This window comes from Kaistia sp. MMO-174 (assembly GCF_037147815.1).
Lineage (GTDB): Bacteria > Pseudomonadota > Alphaproteobacteria > Rhizobiales > Kaistiaceae > Kaistia > Kaistia nematophila.
The window spans coordinates 1-12,268 of record NZ_JBBCUO010000002.1 but is presented as its reverse complement, the minus strand read 5'-3'; the positions used below and the strand labels follow the sequence as shown (position 1 = coordinate 12,268).

Sequence of the window (12,268 nt, the reverse complement as noted above, 5' to 3'; positions counted from 1 at the left end):
CCTCCCCCCGAACCGACAGAGGCCCGCCGGATGGCGGGCCTCTCGCAACTTATCGCTGGTCGTTCTGGCGGCCGGGGCGATCCTTGTTGTGGTCGGCGCCGCCCTGCTGACGGTTGCCGCCATGCTGGCTCTGCTCGTGCTGCTTCTGGCCACCATTGCTATGCTCGCCGCCCTTGCGTCCGGCCTCGGAGGCCTTCTTCGGGTCGTTCGCGAAGTTTCCGGCGCCGCCACGCTTTTCATTGTCGGGCATTGTTCAAACTCCTCTCTTGCGCTTCCCCCCGATAGGACAAGTTCTCAGCGCCAAGGTCGTTCCGAGGACACCGCTAGACATGCCGTTCAGGTGGAGGTAGCGCTCCCCTCGGAGCCCAGGCATGTCGCATACATGATAACGGACCAATATATGCATCCATCCGTCCTAAGCCGCGTTGGCTGGCAGGAGGCCCCGTATGCGGACACCAAGGAACCTGGAGCATGGCCCGGACGGCGACGAAGATCTGCCAGAGGCAGTGATCGCCTTGATTGGAAGCGGCGTCTCGCCCCTCACCGCCGTGCGGCAATGGCGAGGGCTCTCGATCGAGGATCTCGCCATCCGATCTGGTGTCAGAGCTTCGGTCATCCGGAGCGCGGAAGGGGGAACCGAGCTTTCGCCCGAGGCGCAGGTGAAGCTCGCATGGGCGCTCGATGTCGGCGCGGACCTGTTTATTGACTAGCGACGCCTGAACAAAGCTGCGCCCGCTGCATCGCGGGGGAAGGATGATCAGCGGGCGCGCCTTGAGTGCATCGATAGTGTCCGCACTCGACGGATCAACGCCATCCGACGGCGATAGTTGCGCCGCCCCCGCACCCAACTCGCCTCGCCGGGTTCATACTGTGGCTGCAGCGCGTCGATGGCTTGGCAAAGCTCGGAGTGCGCGCCTCGAAGCCACAGGCCCGCAGGGTGCGGCGACGGAATCACCTTCAGCGTGGCGCGGGCCGCGTCTTGCTCGGGAATTCAGGTCTCCCTCATGAAGGCCGGTGCTTATCCGATTCCTTGCCCTATTTAGCCGGGCATGAACCACAAGTTCGCACCGGTCTACATCTGGAATTCCGACGGCAAGCAGTTGGCGGTCAGTGACGTGCTACGCGTTGCCAAGTGGTTGACCGAGCTATGGCCGGCCGAATACCGGGGCACCGACCGGCACATTGAAGCCATGGAGATCTGCCTCCTGGAGTTGGAGGGCAACGCGACGCCAGACGATGTTCGCGCTCTATTCGTCGAAGCGGCGTTCGAGGCCGACCTCTTGGCAGTCGACCTGTTGGCATGAACCGCCCTCCCCGAATTGCAAAGGCGCAACCAGGGAGAGTAAGCTGCTGCGACCGTCGGCATGGTTTCGGGCGCCGATGGCAGGGACCGGGAGGTTGAAATGTCCCAGAAGATCTCCTCCGTTATTGTCGAGCTCAACCACTTGGCGGAGCAGGCTCCCGACGCAACAGCTCGTGCCGATCTGCAGGAAGCCGCCCGCACGCTCCAACGGAAAACGACAGCGTCAGACCCAGACCATGATCGGGACGACCGACTTCCCGACGCCACCGATCTGTCGCCAGACGACTGACCAGACTTCAACGCTTTTGCCTCGACGCCTCGATCAAAGGCGTCGCCCGCACTCGGCTTCTGCAAATGGTGGCAGGCGGAGGTACTCTTCAGGCTGTCCAACATCGTCGGAGTCGCAAATGCCGGAAGAACGGGTTCAATACAAACTGATGCTTCCGGTCATCCTGAAGATGGAACTGGAGATGGCTGCGGCGCGGCGGCGGCGAAGCCTGTCGGCAGAGGTCGTCGAACTGTTGAGGTTTCGCTCCTCACCGGCGAGGATTCCCACCCCATAGCGCTCGAGATGCGCCGGCAAGCTTTGTGGATCGACATTCAGACGTTGAGAAAGCGTCTCGATGAGCTGAGCGAGAAGCTGGAAATTCTAACCGACGGGTCGTGAGCCGTGTGCCTCTGCCGGCGGCCAGAATTGCTATTGCCGCTTCAAGCTCCCATCGTGCATCGCGTGGGAGCGGATCAGCGGTCCAGTTCAGCCAGGAACTTATCCAGCTCGCCAACATGGCGCGGCCGTGCATGGTTCGCCACGCGGTACTCGGACGGGCTAACGCCGAAGCAGGACTTGAAAGCTCGCGAGAATGTTGAAGGGTCGTAAAACCCATAGCGAGCAGCGATGGCTCCGATCTTTTCCTGGTCGTTGGTCACCAACACCTCCGCGATCGCATTGAGGCGCTCCTTTTGAATGACGGCTTCGACGCCCTGATCGGGAAAGATGCGGTAGAGTGCGGACCGGGAGAGACGGAATGTGCTGCAGAGCATATCTATCCCGAGATCCGGGGCTTGGACGCTAGATCGGATCTCGCGAAGAATGCGTTGGTTCATCAGAAAACGCTGCACCTCTCGGGCGTTCTCGGGGTGTCGGGCGAGAGGCGACACCGTAGCGGAAATCAACGCAAGGAGCGTCTTGCGGACCGCTAGCGGGTCGATCGACAGACCGTCGAACAGGCGCCCCCGGAGCGAACTAAGCAGATCCATGAGCAGACCCGCGGAGCCAGACTCGACGATCGGCTCATGGATGCTATCCAAGGTCGACGCCAACTGAACCGATACGGCATCGCGAGGAATGAAAAGGCTGATGACGTCGGTGTCGCTGCCCTGCCCGGAAAACGGCATTCCAAGAGAGGACACATACAGGGTCCTTGGTGCGTAGGGCTGTCGCCAACCATCTGCGATCGGAAGCATAAGCGACCAATGATCTACCGCCGGCTGCCTAACTTGGGTCCACCTTCGCGCATAGCCGAGTCCGGGCATCCGCATGGAAACGAGACCGACACCAGCGAAGTCCCATGCGTTCAGGACTGCCGGAAAGCCTGGTGGTCCGTCCCGCGTGTCGACGCGGGCGACATCAATGACCGTCTCCATGGCGGCGTGCCACATGTCGAACTGCTGATTGGCAGAAACAGTTTCGGTGTCAATCTGAAATCCCGACATTGAAGCCTCGTCAGTCCGCTCCAGCCTTGCAACAGCGGAGGAGAAGGCTACGTCCTTCTGTTGTCGTCTTCCAGACTCCTCGGATGCGGCGGGGCCCTCCACCGCGTCGCATTTGCCCACTCTGCCGGGACGGCGAGCAAGAGGAACAGTCCCCGCTAGAACGCAGGGCTGACGTCGAGCGCAAGAGGCCCTGCGACCCACCAGCATGTGATGGCGGCGGCAATCATGCCTGCATACATCGGTGCAAAGGCGAGCGCTCGTGGCATGTCCGTCAAAGTAGCATGGATCTGGGGTTGGCAGTATGTCGCCTGCTAGAACGAGGCCGCTAGGATGTCGACCGCGGCCTTCCAGATCGCCCACCAGCACAGGAGGGAGAACCCGGTTAGGCTGACGAAGACCGTTGAGCGAGTAATGGCCCGTATCATGCTCGCCAAGGTAGCGCCGATCACAGGCTGGTGAAAGCGGCGTGACGGCCGCCACGGCCGCCGCCACATCAGCGTGATGTTCGACGTGACGCCCAGAGAGAGAACCTGAGTGAACCTAACGCGGGTGGGAATGCCTCAGGGAGGCGCCCACGAAGCACCCGCTTGCTTCCGTTGGCGGCCTGGATGACAGCCTGCCTTGGTGGCGAAGCCTGGACATAGGTTATACAAAGCCGGCCAAGGTGCGGCTGAACCGCCGCGTCCACGGATCCCGGAATATCGACTCATGCCAAGAACAAGAATTGGTCCCGTTCACCAGATACTGATCAACCGCCCCTTCAATCGCGCACCCGTCCTCCCCTCTCTCGTTCAGGATAATGTCGACAGACTGAAGCAGCTATATCCCCACTCGCCTTATCGACTTTGGTGCCACGACAGCCTGCGCACCGACCTAGACGCCTTGGGAGGTGATGTTGTCTCAACCTTCGACAAGCTCCGGCCCTTTGCATACAAAGCAGATCTTGCTCGCCTGTGTCTCCTGTACATCTATGGGGGCTTGTACTCGGATCTCTCGCTCTTCTTCCTGAACGCATTCGCGCCTCCCGAGTGGGCGGAGTTCAGCGCCTTTCAAGATGCACCTCAATCGGGCCAGCACTGGACCTCCACCGCCAATGGAATTCTCTGGTCCATACCTGGCAGGACAGAGCTGGAGTTGGCTATCACGGCGATCATGGCGAACTGCTCGTTAGAGTACTACGGCAGCAGCTCGCTTCACCCAACGGGTCCAGCCCTGTTGGGGAAGGCAATGATCAAGGCACTGGCGAATGACTCGGGCGATCGAACCCGGGAATCCCAGTGGATTGGCAAGGCGCGGCTACTTACCCCCGGATCCAGGACAGGAAATCTCGCGTTTTTCGACCCTCATGACAATCTCGTGGCAGTATCACGAAAGAAGGGAGGGACAAGTCTATCGGAGTTGGGGATCGAAGGGGGCAACGATTACAATACGCTATGGAATAGACGTACCGTTTATGGCGAAGGCAGGAAACGTCAGTTAGTGAAGGGTTTCATGCGACGCTTTCAACGATAAGGACAATGCTCCTCCGCTAGCACTCGCCGGGGCTAGTGCTTGGATGGAAGACTTTTCAGTGCCTCGATCGTCGCGGTAAGCGCGGCGATCTGCCCGGCTTGGCTGTCGACCTTGTCGGTGAGCTTGATCAACTGGGCGAGCACCTGGTCCTGATACCGGATCCGGTCCTCGCGCCCGGTGGCTTCGTTCCCCTCCAACACGGTGACGCGGGTCTCCAACTTGGTCGCGGTTCCAACGGCGGCGCTGGCATCGGCAGCAATCCCGTTAAGGTAGAGCCAGAACAGAAAGCTGATGGCAGCGAGAAGCCCCGGCGTTGCGACCATGGAAAGCCGCGACAGGATTAGTATCGTCGTGTTCGCGGCAATCTTGTCTGCAGCAGTCATCGTGCCTTCCACCCGCATGCCTGTTCGCCATAGCTGTCGTGCTTCAGGATCTGCCGCTTCGTCCCCTCGGTAAGCCTGTCCTCGACGGACGGCAGGATCGGCGCCGCGACGTCGCAGAAGTTACCTGCCGTCCCGCATCCAGCGAGACAGCCTGCCACCAACGTCAGCAGCCCCAAGCTGATCCACCTCGGCATCGCTGGCCCTCCTCTTCGATATGGCCTTGAGTTTGTCGGCCGCCTGCCTGGCCTGCTCCTGCCCTCGCCCCACGGCGATCAGCTTCAGCGCGAGGCCGGCCAGGATCAGCAGCAGGGCACCGATGGCCGCCACATAGCGGCCGACGCGCGTCGCGAAGAACCAGGCGATCACCGCGACGCCTGCAGGGTCCGGCGGATGAAGTAGAAGGCGGCCACGGCGGCGCCGATAACGATCACCGCGCCAATGGCATAGGCGATCGGCCCCGGCCCATTGGCCGCCGCGATCACCGTGCCGGCGGCAGTCGCGGCCGGCATCAGCACTTCCGGCTTCGTCAGGATGTTCGCCTTGGGCGGCGCCGCCGGCACCGACGCGCTGGAGACGAAGGAGCCCTTCACCCAGAGGCCACCCTCGGCATTGCGGCGGTTCACCAGGCCGGTGATCTTCTTGCCGTTGTCATTGACCCACTTCGCCATCTCGGCCGGGACCGAGGCGTAGTCGCCCTTGTTCAGCTTCTTCAGCAGGGTCGAGCCGCGGAACTGTTTCTCGCCGATGTTGAAGACGAAGGAGACCAGGGCCGCGAACTGGTTGTCGTTGAGCGACACCTTCACCAGCCGGTTGATGATCTCCTCCGCCTCGCGCAGATCCAGCCGCAGCAGCTCCTCCGCCTTGGCTTCCGTGATGACCGCGCCGGCCTTCACGACATAGTTGCTGTCCGACGTGTGGCCGTAGCCGATGGTCAGGACGTTGCCGGTGTCGAGGTAGGCCTTCGCCTTGAAGCCCTCGAACCCCTTGATCATGGCGATGCCTGCCGCCGTAACTTCGCGGGTCATGTCGTCTCTCCGAATTGTGAAGCGGGATCGATTGAAAGCGCCAGAGCGCGCACCCAGAGTCTGGTCCTGGCTAGATGAAGCACTCCGCCCGCCGGCTAAGCCGCGCGGGCGCTCTTTTGCCGGCTCAGGCGCCAGCGAGGGTTTCGAACAAGGGCATACCGCCTTGCGGTGATGGCACCCCCTTCTCGTTGGTGATGATCAGCTCGGCGACCGTCTGGGCCGCGCCGGAAGCGATCGTATAGGTCGTCTCGACTTCCTCGATCGCGAAGCCGTCAAAGGCCGCGCGCACCTCCGGCGTATCGTTGATCGACAACATGAAGCCGCCGGCGATCGTGCGCAGCTGCGTCGCCAGCTTCACGAAATCGTCGGGACCGAACACACCCTTGCCGTAGTCGTCTTCCGATCCGGCATAAGGCGGATCGAGATAGAACAGCGTCCCGTGCCGGTCATACCGTCCGATAAACTCGCTGTAGTGCAGGCACTCGATCACGACGCCGGCGAGACGCTCGTGAACCGCCTCGAGGATGGGGCCGAGCTTGGTGACGTCGAAGCGGGCCGGCATGTCCGGGGAGACACCGAAGGTCCGGCCGCGAACCTTGCCGCCGAAGGCCAGGCGCTGCAGGTACAGAAACCGCGCCGCGCGCTCGAGGTCCGTCAACGTGGTCGGGTCCGTCGCCGTCAGCCGCTCAAATTCGCGGCGGCTGGCGACCTGGAAGCGCAGCATGTCCAGAAAGGCGACGTAGTGGCGCTGCAGCACGCGGAAGAAGCCGGCGACGTCGCCGCTGATGTCGTTGATCACCTCGGCCTTGGGCGCCCTCTCTCGCTTGAGAAAGACGCCGCCCATGCCGACGAACGGCTCGGCATAGGTGATGTGGTCGATCGCGTCGATCAGCTTGACCAGGCGCGCCGAGAGATTGCGCTTGCCGCCGATATAGCCGGCGACAGGCGAGACCGGCCTGACCGGCCGGAATTCCATTTCCATGGTTTGTTTACTCGAATCGATCACGCTCGGGGGGCTGTGCACAGCAGCGGCGGACGTGACGTTGAGCTTTTTGGCGTCTTGCGGGGGCTCGGTGCCCACCTGTCCCGAAGTTCGGAGCGTTCGCGCGCTCCGGGCCGTCCGCTCCTTTTCGAGCGGCACGGATCTCTAGGCGCCTACCGCCAGTAGGCCGCCGCCATGCGCGGACGGTTCGGCGTGGCACAGTCCGCCGTGATCGCGATCAACGTCTCGAGGTCGTTGCCCATTGCAGCCGTGGCGACATGCGCAGCGAAGACATTCATGGCCTGCGTCGCCTGCACATCGAGCCCGATCCAGGTGATAGCGCCCGTTCCGATGTTGAGCGCCACCGCGATCGCGACGTTGCCGGTGTCAGTCGGGCTGAAGGTGGTCGTCGGGTCCGAGTTGGCCGGCGTCGTACCCGTGGTGACGAACGTCCCGATCGGCGTGGTGCTTTGCAGGTTCTCGAGCATGAACATGTCGAGCGTGCAGCCGCCGGCGGTGCCGTTGGACGAGACGACGATGGTCGCCGACGACATGTCGCTTGGCGCGACATACTGGTAGATGCCGACCATCGTCAGTCCGTTCGGACTCACCGCATTGGGCGAGGCCGCATTCCCGTTGACCGTGCAGCCATTGTAGTTGCGGTTCGCGCCGGAGGCGTCCGAGGTCAGGCACATGACCAGAACAGCGCCGGCCGGAACCGTCTGCCCGAACGACTGCGATGAGAAGGTGAACGACGTCGCGCCCGAAGTCTTCGGTGTCGCCGAGCCGAGAAACGTTACCTTGGCGCCGGACTCCAGAAGGGTGCCGAAGCCCTCGAGGTGATTGACCGCATACATCAGTCGTCGCCCGGCGCCAGGATCTCGTCAGGGTCGAGGTCAACCGCCTCGAGCACGGCAATGGTGTCGGGATCGTCGGAATTGACGAAGGGATAGTCACGCGAGATCCAGCGGACGAACTTCGAACCATCCTGCATCAGGATCGCCATGATCTCGGTCAGCTTGCCCGGATACCGATCGACGCGCGCCTCCACCAGGGTCTTCGCCACCTGGCGCTTCGGCTGCGGAATGGCTGCAGGATCCTGCACCAGGCGCAGCACACGATCGGCCTCGACAGTGTCACCGAAGGGCTCGCCGTATTCCTCGACGATCGGCAGCCAGCGCCAGCCGGGCTTGGTGCCGGCATCCGGGTCGATGAGACGCGCCGGCGAGATCCGGGCGATGACGCCCTGCGGCGAGACGAGCGCGATCAGACTGGCTTCGGTCATGCGTCATTGCCTGTGTTGAAGCTGATCATCAGCTTGATGCCGATCAGGATCGCGTCGCCGGCCATGTTGTCCGAGGCAACCACGCGCGAGACCTCGAACACGACAAGGTCGCTCTCGGCCGGAGTGTTGCCGATTTCGATGGGCGCGCTCTCCGGGCCGATGTAGAGCCAGTTCTGGCCGTTCCAGGCATCATCCGACACCTGCGCGGTCCCGAAGACGCCGTTGATGCCGTCTGCATTGCCAAGCGCGCGGCCGGCCAGCGACCAGACGACATTCTGGCCCGTCGCGCCGCCGGTATTGGTCCAGTAGGGAATGAAAGTGACCGTACCCACGTCCCAGCCCTTCGGCATGGCAACGGCGAAATGCGCGTATTCCTGCGTCGTCGTGTCGAAGTCCATCGTCGACAGGCTGATGTCGTTCGAACCGGAATCGTACTTGCCCCGACCGGCCGGGCTGGTCGCGCGCGGCATCATCGCGCCGGCGGGGATCCAGATCGTTTGCGGACCGACAGGGAAGTGCCGCGCAAGCGGCGTCACGAACATCTGCGCGGCTGTCGTGACATTGAGCAGCGAGCCGGTCGTCGACTTGATCAGGCTGCGCGAGAAGCTCGTCGTACCGGCAATATAGGTGCCGATGCCCCACTCGAAGGCCGAGCCCTCTTCGAGAACGTAGGCGAACTGGTCGCCATTGACCGCTCCGGCAGCAGCGAGGGTTTGATAGTAGCCCGTCGCGGCATTGCCCACGGCAGATCCGAGCGTGAGATTGCCCGCTCCGCCGGCCGCGACGGTCATCCGCACCCGGTCGAACAGTTTGACAGCCATCTTGTTCCTTACTGGTAGTTGGTGCGCCAGGAGCCGCCACGGCCCATCCAGCCGTGCGTTACGGGCTTCCATGTGCCGCCCTTGCGGACGAAGAGCTTGGCCGGCACCGCGATGCCGCCGCGCTTGACGAAGAACAGGCTGCCGCCGATCAACCCCAGCGAGATCTCGGCTGGCAGTGACTGCACATCGCTGCCATGCAGGGCATGGATCTGGCCCAGAGGCGACGCGCCCACGATGGCCGGCTGGGAGACGAGGGATTGCCCACCAAGCGCGTGGATCTGGCCGAGAACGGCGCTGCCGATCTCCGCAGGTGCTCCGACAAGCCCGAGGCCGACGAGCGGCACCAGAACGGCCAGCGATCCTGCATCGATTGCAGCGGGCGCGCCGATGACGGGCAAGCCCGCCAAGGCATGGACCTGGCCGAGCGCCCCCAGACCGATCGCTGCAGCGCCGGAGAGTACCTCCTGCCCGGCCAGGGCGTGGATCTGGCCGAGCGCCGCCGTGCCGATCTCGGCGGGCGCGGTAGCGACCGACAGGCCAAGCAGAGCCACGCCGGCGACGCCAAGCGAACCCAGTCCGATTTCAGCGACCACACCGGCAAGGCTCTGGCCGGCCAGAACGTGGACCTGGCCCAGCGCCGCCATTTGGACGACCGCCGTCGCGGAGACCAGGCCTGCGCCCGTCAGGGCATGGACTTGCCCAAGGACGCCCGCTCCGACGACGGCCCCCGAAGAGGTCACGGCGGCGCCGGAAAGAGCATGAACCTGGCCAAGCGCCGCCGTGCCGATCTGGGCATTAGCGGAGACGACGTCGCTGCCTGAGAGCGCGACGATGTTGCCCGGCGCCTGCCGGCCAAGCGGGACAGAGCCGAGAGGAGCTGATCCGAGCATCTATCCTCGCAGGATGAAGGTCAGGCCGGGCCGAGCAGGGAGACGTCCATGGCGCCAAGCGTGAAGACGTTGCTGGCCGTCACCGGTTGTGTTGCGGTCAGCGCTTGGGCGACCAGCAGGCGACTGTTGACGGTGTCGAGGCCCGCCCAATGTGACGCAGTGCCGGTCGTGGTGATCGATCCATCGGAAATTGCGGTCGATGTCACCTTGCGCCCACCAGAGCGAGCCGCCGGAGAGCCGAAGGCACCGCCTACGGAGAAGGCCTTGCTACCGAGCGCATTGGTAGCGTTGGCGGCCGTGAAGGTAGCCGGCTCGGCATTGCAGACGGCGATCTTGTCTGCCTCGGCGTCGAGCACGTTGAGGCCGAGATCAAGCACCCGGTCGTTCAGATAGGGCATGTGAAGACCTTTCAGTTTGGATTGATGGGCCGCCGGCCAGGTCAGCCGGCGGCGATCTCGGTCGCGCGAGCGATTGCCGCAACCTCATCGGGGTGGTCACTGTCTTCCTGCCACTTGCCCCGAGCATCGAGCAGATAGACGTAGAAGACATTCCGACCGGCGAGCCAGTCGAGATAGGCCATTGGCTGGCCGAGCAGGATGGGCTGGCCGAGAGCGTCACGGTGCGACCAGCCAATCTGTTCCCCGTCCTCGTTCAGAACGGGTTGGGACACCTGATAGTGTGCGGCGGTGTTTTCGTTCGAGAGCAGCGCTTCCGTTGCCTCCGCAGTCTTCCTGGCCGGCCCGCGCTCGACACGCGCCTTGCCGCCGATCTCGATAAGGTCTTCGTTGATACGGATCGTTTCCATGGTCGGTCCTTTGGTTAGGCGGGAACTTTCAGCCAGAGCGCATTTTCCGGCGCGGTGCCGGTCGGGTCGTTGGTGCTGATGGTGATCAAGGGAATGCCGAGCGCGGCGAGCACGTCGGCCGTCGTCGCGCCGGGCGCGCCGGGTGTGCCGGCATTGCCCTGCATGCTGGTCGGCCCGGCCCAGTCGCCGGAGGTCGCGCTGGCCTTGATGTAGATCTGGAACGGCACGACGTCGGTGCGGACGAAGATGAAGCCCTTCGCTGCGGCGTTGTTGGCCGCGCGATCGGTGAGCGCGCCGGTCGCGTCCGGCTTGAAGCCGATGCCCGCCTCGAGCGCCGCGACGATCGACGTCAGGCGGGCGTTGATCTCGACGGCGGTGTGCCAGCCGACGCCAGTGCGCAGGATCCGATAGTCCTGCTCGTCGGTGAGCATGGTGCCATTCCAGGGCGTCGCCAGCGTCAGGCTGGTGTTGCTCGGAACCGCCTCGATCACCGCAAAGCCGTTGCCCTTCAGCAGCGTATCGCCGGGCTTCACCTGGCTCAGGAACGCCGTCAGCGTGCCGAGCACGGCAAGACCGCCGGCGGCGACGGAAATCGAGCCGGCGTGATAGGTGCTGTCAGCCATTCAGGAACTCCTCGAGCGCGGCTTCGATGGCGGCCGGATGCGGCGCGGAACGAATGGCGGCCTGCGTCGCCTGTCGGCGAGCCTCGATCGTCGCCAGCGTTTCCGCCCCGGCCGTTGCCTTCTCGACGACAGATGCCGCCAGTGCGGCGACCCGGACCCCCTTGGCGCGGGCCTCGGCCTTCAGCATCGGCGCCCCGCCCTCGCCTGCCAGCACGCGCTTCGCCTCGGCCAGCTTCCGCGCCCGCAGCATCGCGATCGGCGACGCCGTCTGAGCGTAGATCTGCTGGCCGACGAACTCGTCGAGATGCGCGAGGGCGCCCGCCCGGAACGGGTCCAGGTTCTTCGTCAGTCGGATTTTCAAGGGAAGGCTCCGGCTAGGTGGCCGTAATCTCGGCCGACCAGGGCATGTACGGGAACTGGTCGAAGACAATCGAATAGGTCGCAGGCATGTCGGCCGTCAGCTCCAGCAGCCCGCCCGCGACCGTGACGGGCTCGCCGTCGACGAGCACGACGCAGGGATCCGGCAGGCCGGCGATCTTGACCTTGCTGCGCTTGTCGGCCGGGATCTCGGTGCGGTTGATCGTGATCGGCGCCACCGGCCGGGCGGCAAGCTCGCCGTCGAGCACATAGCTCTGGGCGAAGGCCGCATCGTCCGGGACCGTGAGAAACAGCTGACGCTCCGCCAGGCTGACCAACTCCTCTGGCGAAAAGGCCCCGGAGGCCTGGCCGGTCAGCCTGCCCTCGGCATCGTGATAGAACAACCGCATCAGGTCATCTCGTTGTCGAAGACGTTGTAAGAAAACACTGCGCCCGCCGTGGTGTTGTTGATCGTGAAATAGTTGCTGGCCCGGCGATAGGTGACCTCGAACCCCCGCCCTGGTCCGCGCACGCCGCTGGCGCCGTAGAACATGTCGACGAGGATCAGC

The 12,268-nt window shown here is 63.8% G+C and carries 20 protein-coding genes; 5 read left to right on the top strand and 15 right to left on the bottom strand.

The features are described 5' to 3' along the window. Positions 1 to 49: 49 nt before the first annotated feature. Positions 50 to 250 carry a general stress protein gene (locus WFK98_RS06075; protein ID WP_336799624.1) on the bottom strand — a complete coding sequence of 67 codons (201 nt, stop codon included), beginning with the start codon at positions 248 to 250 and terminating at the stop codon, positions 50 to 52. 196 nt (positions 251 to 446) lie between these two features. Here WFK98_RS06075 and WFK98_RS06070 point away from each other — a divergent pair, with 196 nt between their 5' ends. The 4 genes from WFK98_RS06070 (at position 447) to WFK98_RS06055 (ending at position 1,866) form a co-directional block, all read left to right on the top strand. Then, on the top strand, positions 447 to 710 hold the full coding sequence (locus WFK98_RS06070; protein WP_336799623.1) for a helix-turn-helix domain-containing protein: 264 nt from the start codon (positions 447 to 449) through the stop codon (positions 708 to 710). A 339-nt stretch (positions 711 to 1,049) separates the two neighbouring features. Then, on the top strand, positions 1,050 to 1,304 hold the full coding sequence (locus tag WFK98_RS06065; RefSeq protein WP_336799622.1) for a DUF982 domain-containing protein: 255 nt from the start codon (positions 1,050 to 1,052) through the stop codon (positions 1,302 to 1,304). A 99-nt stretch (positions 1,305 to 1,403) separates the two neighbouring features. After that, entirely contained in the window at positions 1,404 to 1,592 is a 189-nt protein-coding gene (locus WFK98_RS06060) for a hypothetical protein (RefSeq protein WP_336799621.1), read from the top strand. A 118-nt stretch (positions 1,593 to 1,710) separates the two neighbouring features. Next, entirely contained in the window at positions 1,711 to 1,866 is a 156-nt protein-coding gene (locus tag WFK98_RS06055) for a hypothetical protein (RefSeq protein ID WP_336799620.1), read from the top strand. Between the two features lie 178 nt (positions 1,867 to 2,044). On the opposite strand, the gene WFK98_RS06050 is transcribed toward WFK98_RS06055, so the two are convergent. Next, positions 2,045 to 3,016 carry a helix-turn-helix domain-containing protein gene (locus WFK98_RS06050; RefSeq protein WP_336799619.1) on the bottom strand — a complete coding sequence of 324 codons (972 nt, stop codon included), beginning with the start codon at positions 3,014 to 3,016 and terminating at the stop codon, positions 2,045 to 2,047. Positions 3,017 to 3,724: 708 nt separating this feature from the next. On the opposite strand from WFK98_RS06050, the gene WFK98_RS27330 reads away from it, so the two are divergent. Then, positions 3,725 to 4,528, top strand: coding sequence for a glycosyltransferase family 32 protein (locus WFK98_RS27330; RefSeq protein ID WP_420909638.1), 804 nt, complete (start codon positions 3,725 to 3,727; stop codon positions 4,526 to 4,528). A gap of 32 nt (positions 4,529 to 4,560) precedes the next feature. Here the strand turns inward: WFK98_RS27330 and WFK98_RS06045 are convergent, their stop codons facing one another. From WFK98_RS06045 to WFK98_RS05985, 13 genes are all read right to left on the bottom strand, one after another. Further along, positions 4,561 to 4,911 (bottom strand): hypothetical protein, encoded by a 351-nt coding sequence (locus WFK98_RS06045; protein ID WP_266339598.1) that lies wholly within the window; start codon positions 4,909 to 4,911, stop codon positions 4,561 to 4,563. A 120-nt stretch (positions 4,912 to 5,031) separates the two neighbouring features. After that, on the bottom strand, positions 5,032 to 5,277 hold the full coding sequence (locus WFK98_RS06040; protein WP_266339597.1) for a hypothetical protein: 246 nt from the start codon (positions 5,275 to 5,277) through the stop codon (positions 5,032 to 5,034). Next, positions 5,274 to 5,936: a lysozyme gene (locus tag WFK98_RS06035; protein WP_266338547.1), complete on the bottom strand. Its 663-nt coding sequence runs from the start codon at positions 5,934 to 5,936 to the stop codon at positions 5,274 to 5,276. Before WFK98_RS06035 ends, WFK98_RS06040 begins: the two co-directional genes overlap by 4 nt. Before the next feature lie 124 nt (positions 5,937 to 6,060). Next, complete coding sequence (locus WFK98_RS06030; RefSeq protein ID WP_420909642.1) at positions 6,061 to 6,912, bottom strand: DNA adenine methylase; 852 nt, start codon at positions 6,910 to 6,912, stop codon at positions 6,061 to 6,063. 179 nt (positions 6,913 to 7,091) lie between these two features. Beyond that, positions 7,092 to 7,775 (bottom strand): hypothetical protein, encoded by a 684-nt coding sequence (locus WFK98_RS06025; protein ID WP_266339594.1) that lies wholly within the window; start codon positions 7,773 to 7,775, stop codon positions 7,092 to 7,094. Then, complete coding sequence (locus WFK98_RS06020; RefSeq protein ID WP_266339593.1) at positions 7,775 to 8,203, bottom strand: hypothetical protein; 429 nt, start codon at positions 8,201 to 8,203, stop codon at positions 7,775 to 7,777. The genes WFK98_RS06025 and WFK98_RS06020 overlap by 1 nt, the downstream gene beginning before the upstream one ends. Continuing rightward, positions 8,200 to 9,024, bottom strand: coding sequence for a hypothetical protein (locus tag WFK98_RS06015; protein WP_336799618.1), 825 nt, complete (start codon positions 9,022 to 9,024; stop codon positions 8,200 to 8,202). The genes WFK98_RS06020 and WFK98_RS06015 overlap by 4 nt, the downstream gene beginning before the upstream one ends. 8 nt (positions 9,025 to 9,032) lie before the next feature. Next, positions 9,033 to 9,914 carry a hypothetical protein gene (locus tag WFK98_RS06010; RefSeq protein ID WP_336799617.1) on the bottom strand — a complete coding sequence of 294 codons (882 nt, stop codon included), beginning with the start codon at positions 9,912 to 9,914 and terminating at the stop codon, positions 9,033 to 9,035. Between the two features lie 20 nt (positions 9,915 to 9,934). Further along, a complete protein-coding gene (locus tag WFK98_RS06005) occupies positions 9,935 to 10,312 on the bottom strand; it encodes a hypothetical protein (RefSeq protein ID WP_266339590.1) in 378 nt (125 codons plus the stop codon). Positions 10,313 to 10,353: 41 nt separating this feature from the next. Continuing rightward, complete coding sequence (locus tag WFK98_RS06000; protein ID WP_266339589.1) at positions 10,354 to 10,719, bottom strand: hypothetical protein; 366 nt, start codon at positions 10,717 to 10,719, stop codon at positions 10,354 to 10,356. 14 nt (positions 10,720 to 10,733) lie between these two features. Then, complete coding sequence (locus tag WFK98_RS05995; RefSeq protein ID WP_336799616.1) at positions 10,734 to 11,342, bottom strand: hypothetical protein; 609 nt, start codon at positions 11,340 to 11,342, stop codon at positions 10,734 to 10,736. Further along, positions 11,335 to 11,703 carry a hypothetical protein gene (locus WFK98_RS05990; protein WP_266339587.1) on the bottom strand — a complete coding sequence of 123 codons (369 nt, stop codon included), beginning with the start codon at positions 11,701 to 11,703 and terminating at the stop codon, positions 11,335 to 11,337. The genes WFK98_RS05995 and WFK98_RS05990 overlap by 8 nt, the downstream gene beginning before the upstream one ends. A 13-nt stretch (positions 11,704 to 11,716) precedes the next feature. After that, positions 11,717 to 12,109 carry a hypothetical protein gene (locus tag WFK98_RS05985; RefSeq protein ID WP_336799615.1) on the bottom strand — a complete coding sequence of 131 codons (393 nt, stop codon included), beginning with the start codon at positions 12,107 to 12,109 and terminating at the stop codon, positions 11,717 to 11,719. Between the last annotated feature and the right edge of the window lie 159 nt (positions 12,110 to 12,268).

Excerpts from the sequence above, each read along its gene's own strand:
- WFK98_RS06075 (WP_336799624.1), bottom strand. The coding sequence starts at position 250 with ATGCCCGACAATGAAAAGCGTGGCGGCGCCGGAAACTTCGCGAACGAC.
- WFK98_RS06070 (WP_336799623.1), top strand. The coding sequence starts at position 447 with ATGCGGACACCAAGGAACCTGGAGCATGGCCCGGACGGCGACGAAGAT.
- WFK98_RS06065 (WP_336799622.1), top strand. The coding sequence starts at position 1,050 with ATGAACCACAAGTTCGCACCGGTCTACATCTGGAATTCCGACGGCAAG.
- WFK98_RS06060 (WP_336799621.1), top strand. The coding sequence starts at position 1,404 with ATGTCCCAGAAGATCTCCTCCGTTATTGTCGAGCTCAACCACTTGGCG.
- WFK98_RS06055 (WP_336799620.1), top strand. The coding sequence starts at position 1,711 with ATGCCGGAAGAACGGGTTCAATACAAACTGATGCTTCCGGTCATCCTG.
- WFK98_RS06050 (WP_336799619.1), bottom strand. The coding sequence starts at position 3,016 with ATGTCGGGATTTCAGATTGACACCGAAACTGTTTCTGCCAATCAGCAG.
- WFK98_RS27330 (WP_420909638.1), top strand. The coding sequence starts at position 3,725 with ATGCCAAGAACAAGAATTGGTCCCGTTCACCAGATACTGATCAACCGC.
- WFK98_RS06045 (WP_266339598.1), bottom strand. The coding sequence starts at position 4,911 with ATGACTGCTGCAGACAAGATTGCCGCGAACACGACGATACTAATCCTG.
- WFK98_RS06035 (WP_266338547.1), bottom strand. The coding sequence starts at position 5,936 with ATGACCCGCGAAGTTACGGCGGCAGGCATCGCCATGATCAAGGGGTTC.
- WFK98_RS06030 (WP_420909642.1), bottom strand. The coding sequence starts at position 6,912 with ATGGAATTCCGGCCGGTCAGGCCGGTCTCGCCTGTCGCCGGCTATATC.
- WFK98_RS06025 (WP_266339594.1), bottom strand. The coding sequence starts at position 7,775 with ATGTATGCGGTCAATCACCTCGAGGGCTTCGGCACCCTTCTGGAGTCC.
- WFK98_RS06020 (WP_266339593.1), bottom strand. The coding sequence starts at position 8,203 with ATGACCGAAGCCAGTCTGATCGCGCTCGTCTCGCCGCAGGGCGTCATC.
- WFK98_RS06015 (WP_336799618.1), bottom strand. The coding sequence starts at position 9,024 with ATGGCTGTCAAACTGTTCGACCGGGTGCGGATGACCGTCGCGGCCGGC.
- WFK98_RS06010 (WP_336799617.1), bottom strand. The coding sequence starts at position 9,914 with ATGCTCGGATCAGCTCCTCTCGGCTCTGTCCCGCTTGGCCGGCAGGCG.
- WFK98_RS06005 (WP_266339590.1), bottom strand. The coding sequence starts at position 10,312 with ATGCCCTATCTGAACGACCGGGTGCTTGATCTCGGCCTCAACGTGCTC.
- WFK98_RS06000 (WP_266339589.1), bottom strand. The coding sequence starts at position 10,719 with ATGGAAACGATCCGTATCAACGAAGACCTTATCGAGATCGGCGGCAAG.
- WFK98_RS05995 (WP_336799616.1), bottom strand. The coding sequence starts at position 11,342 with ATGGCTGACAGCACCTATCACGCCGGCTCGATTTCCGTCGCCGCCGGC.
- WFK98_RS05985 (WP_336799615.1), bottom strand. The coding sequence starts at position 12,109 with ATGCGGTTGTTCTATCACGATGCCGAGGGCAGGCTGACCGGCCAGGCC.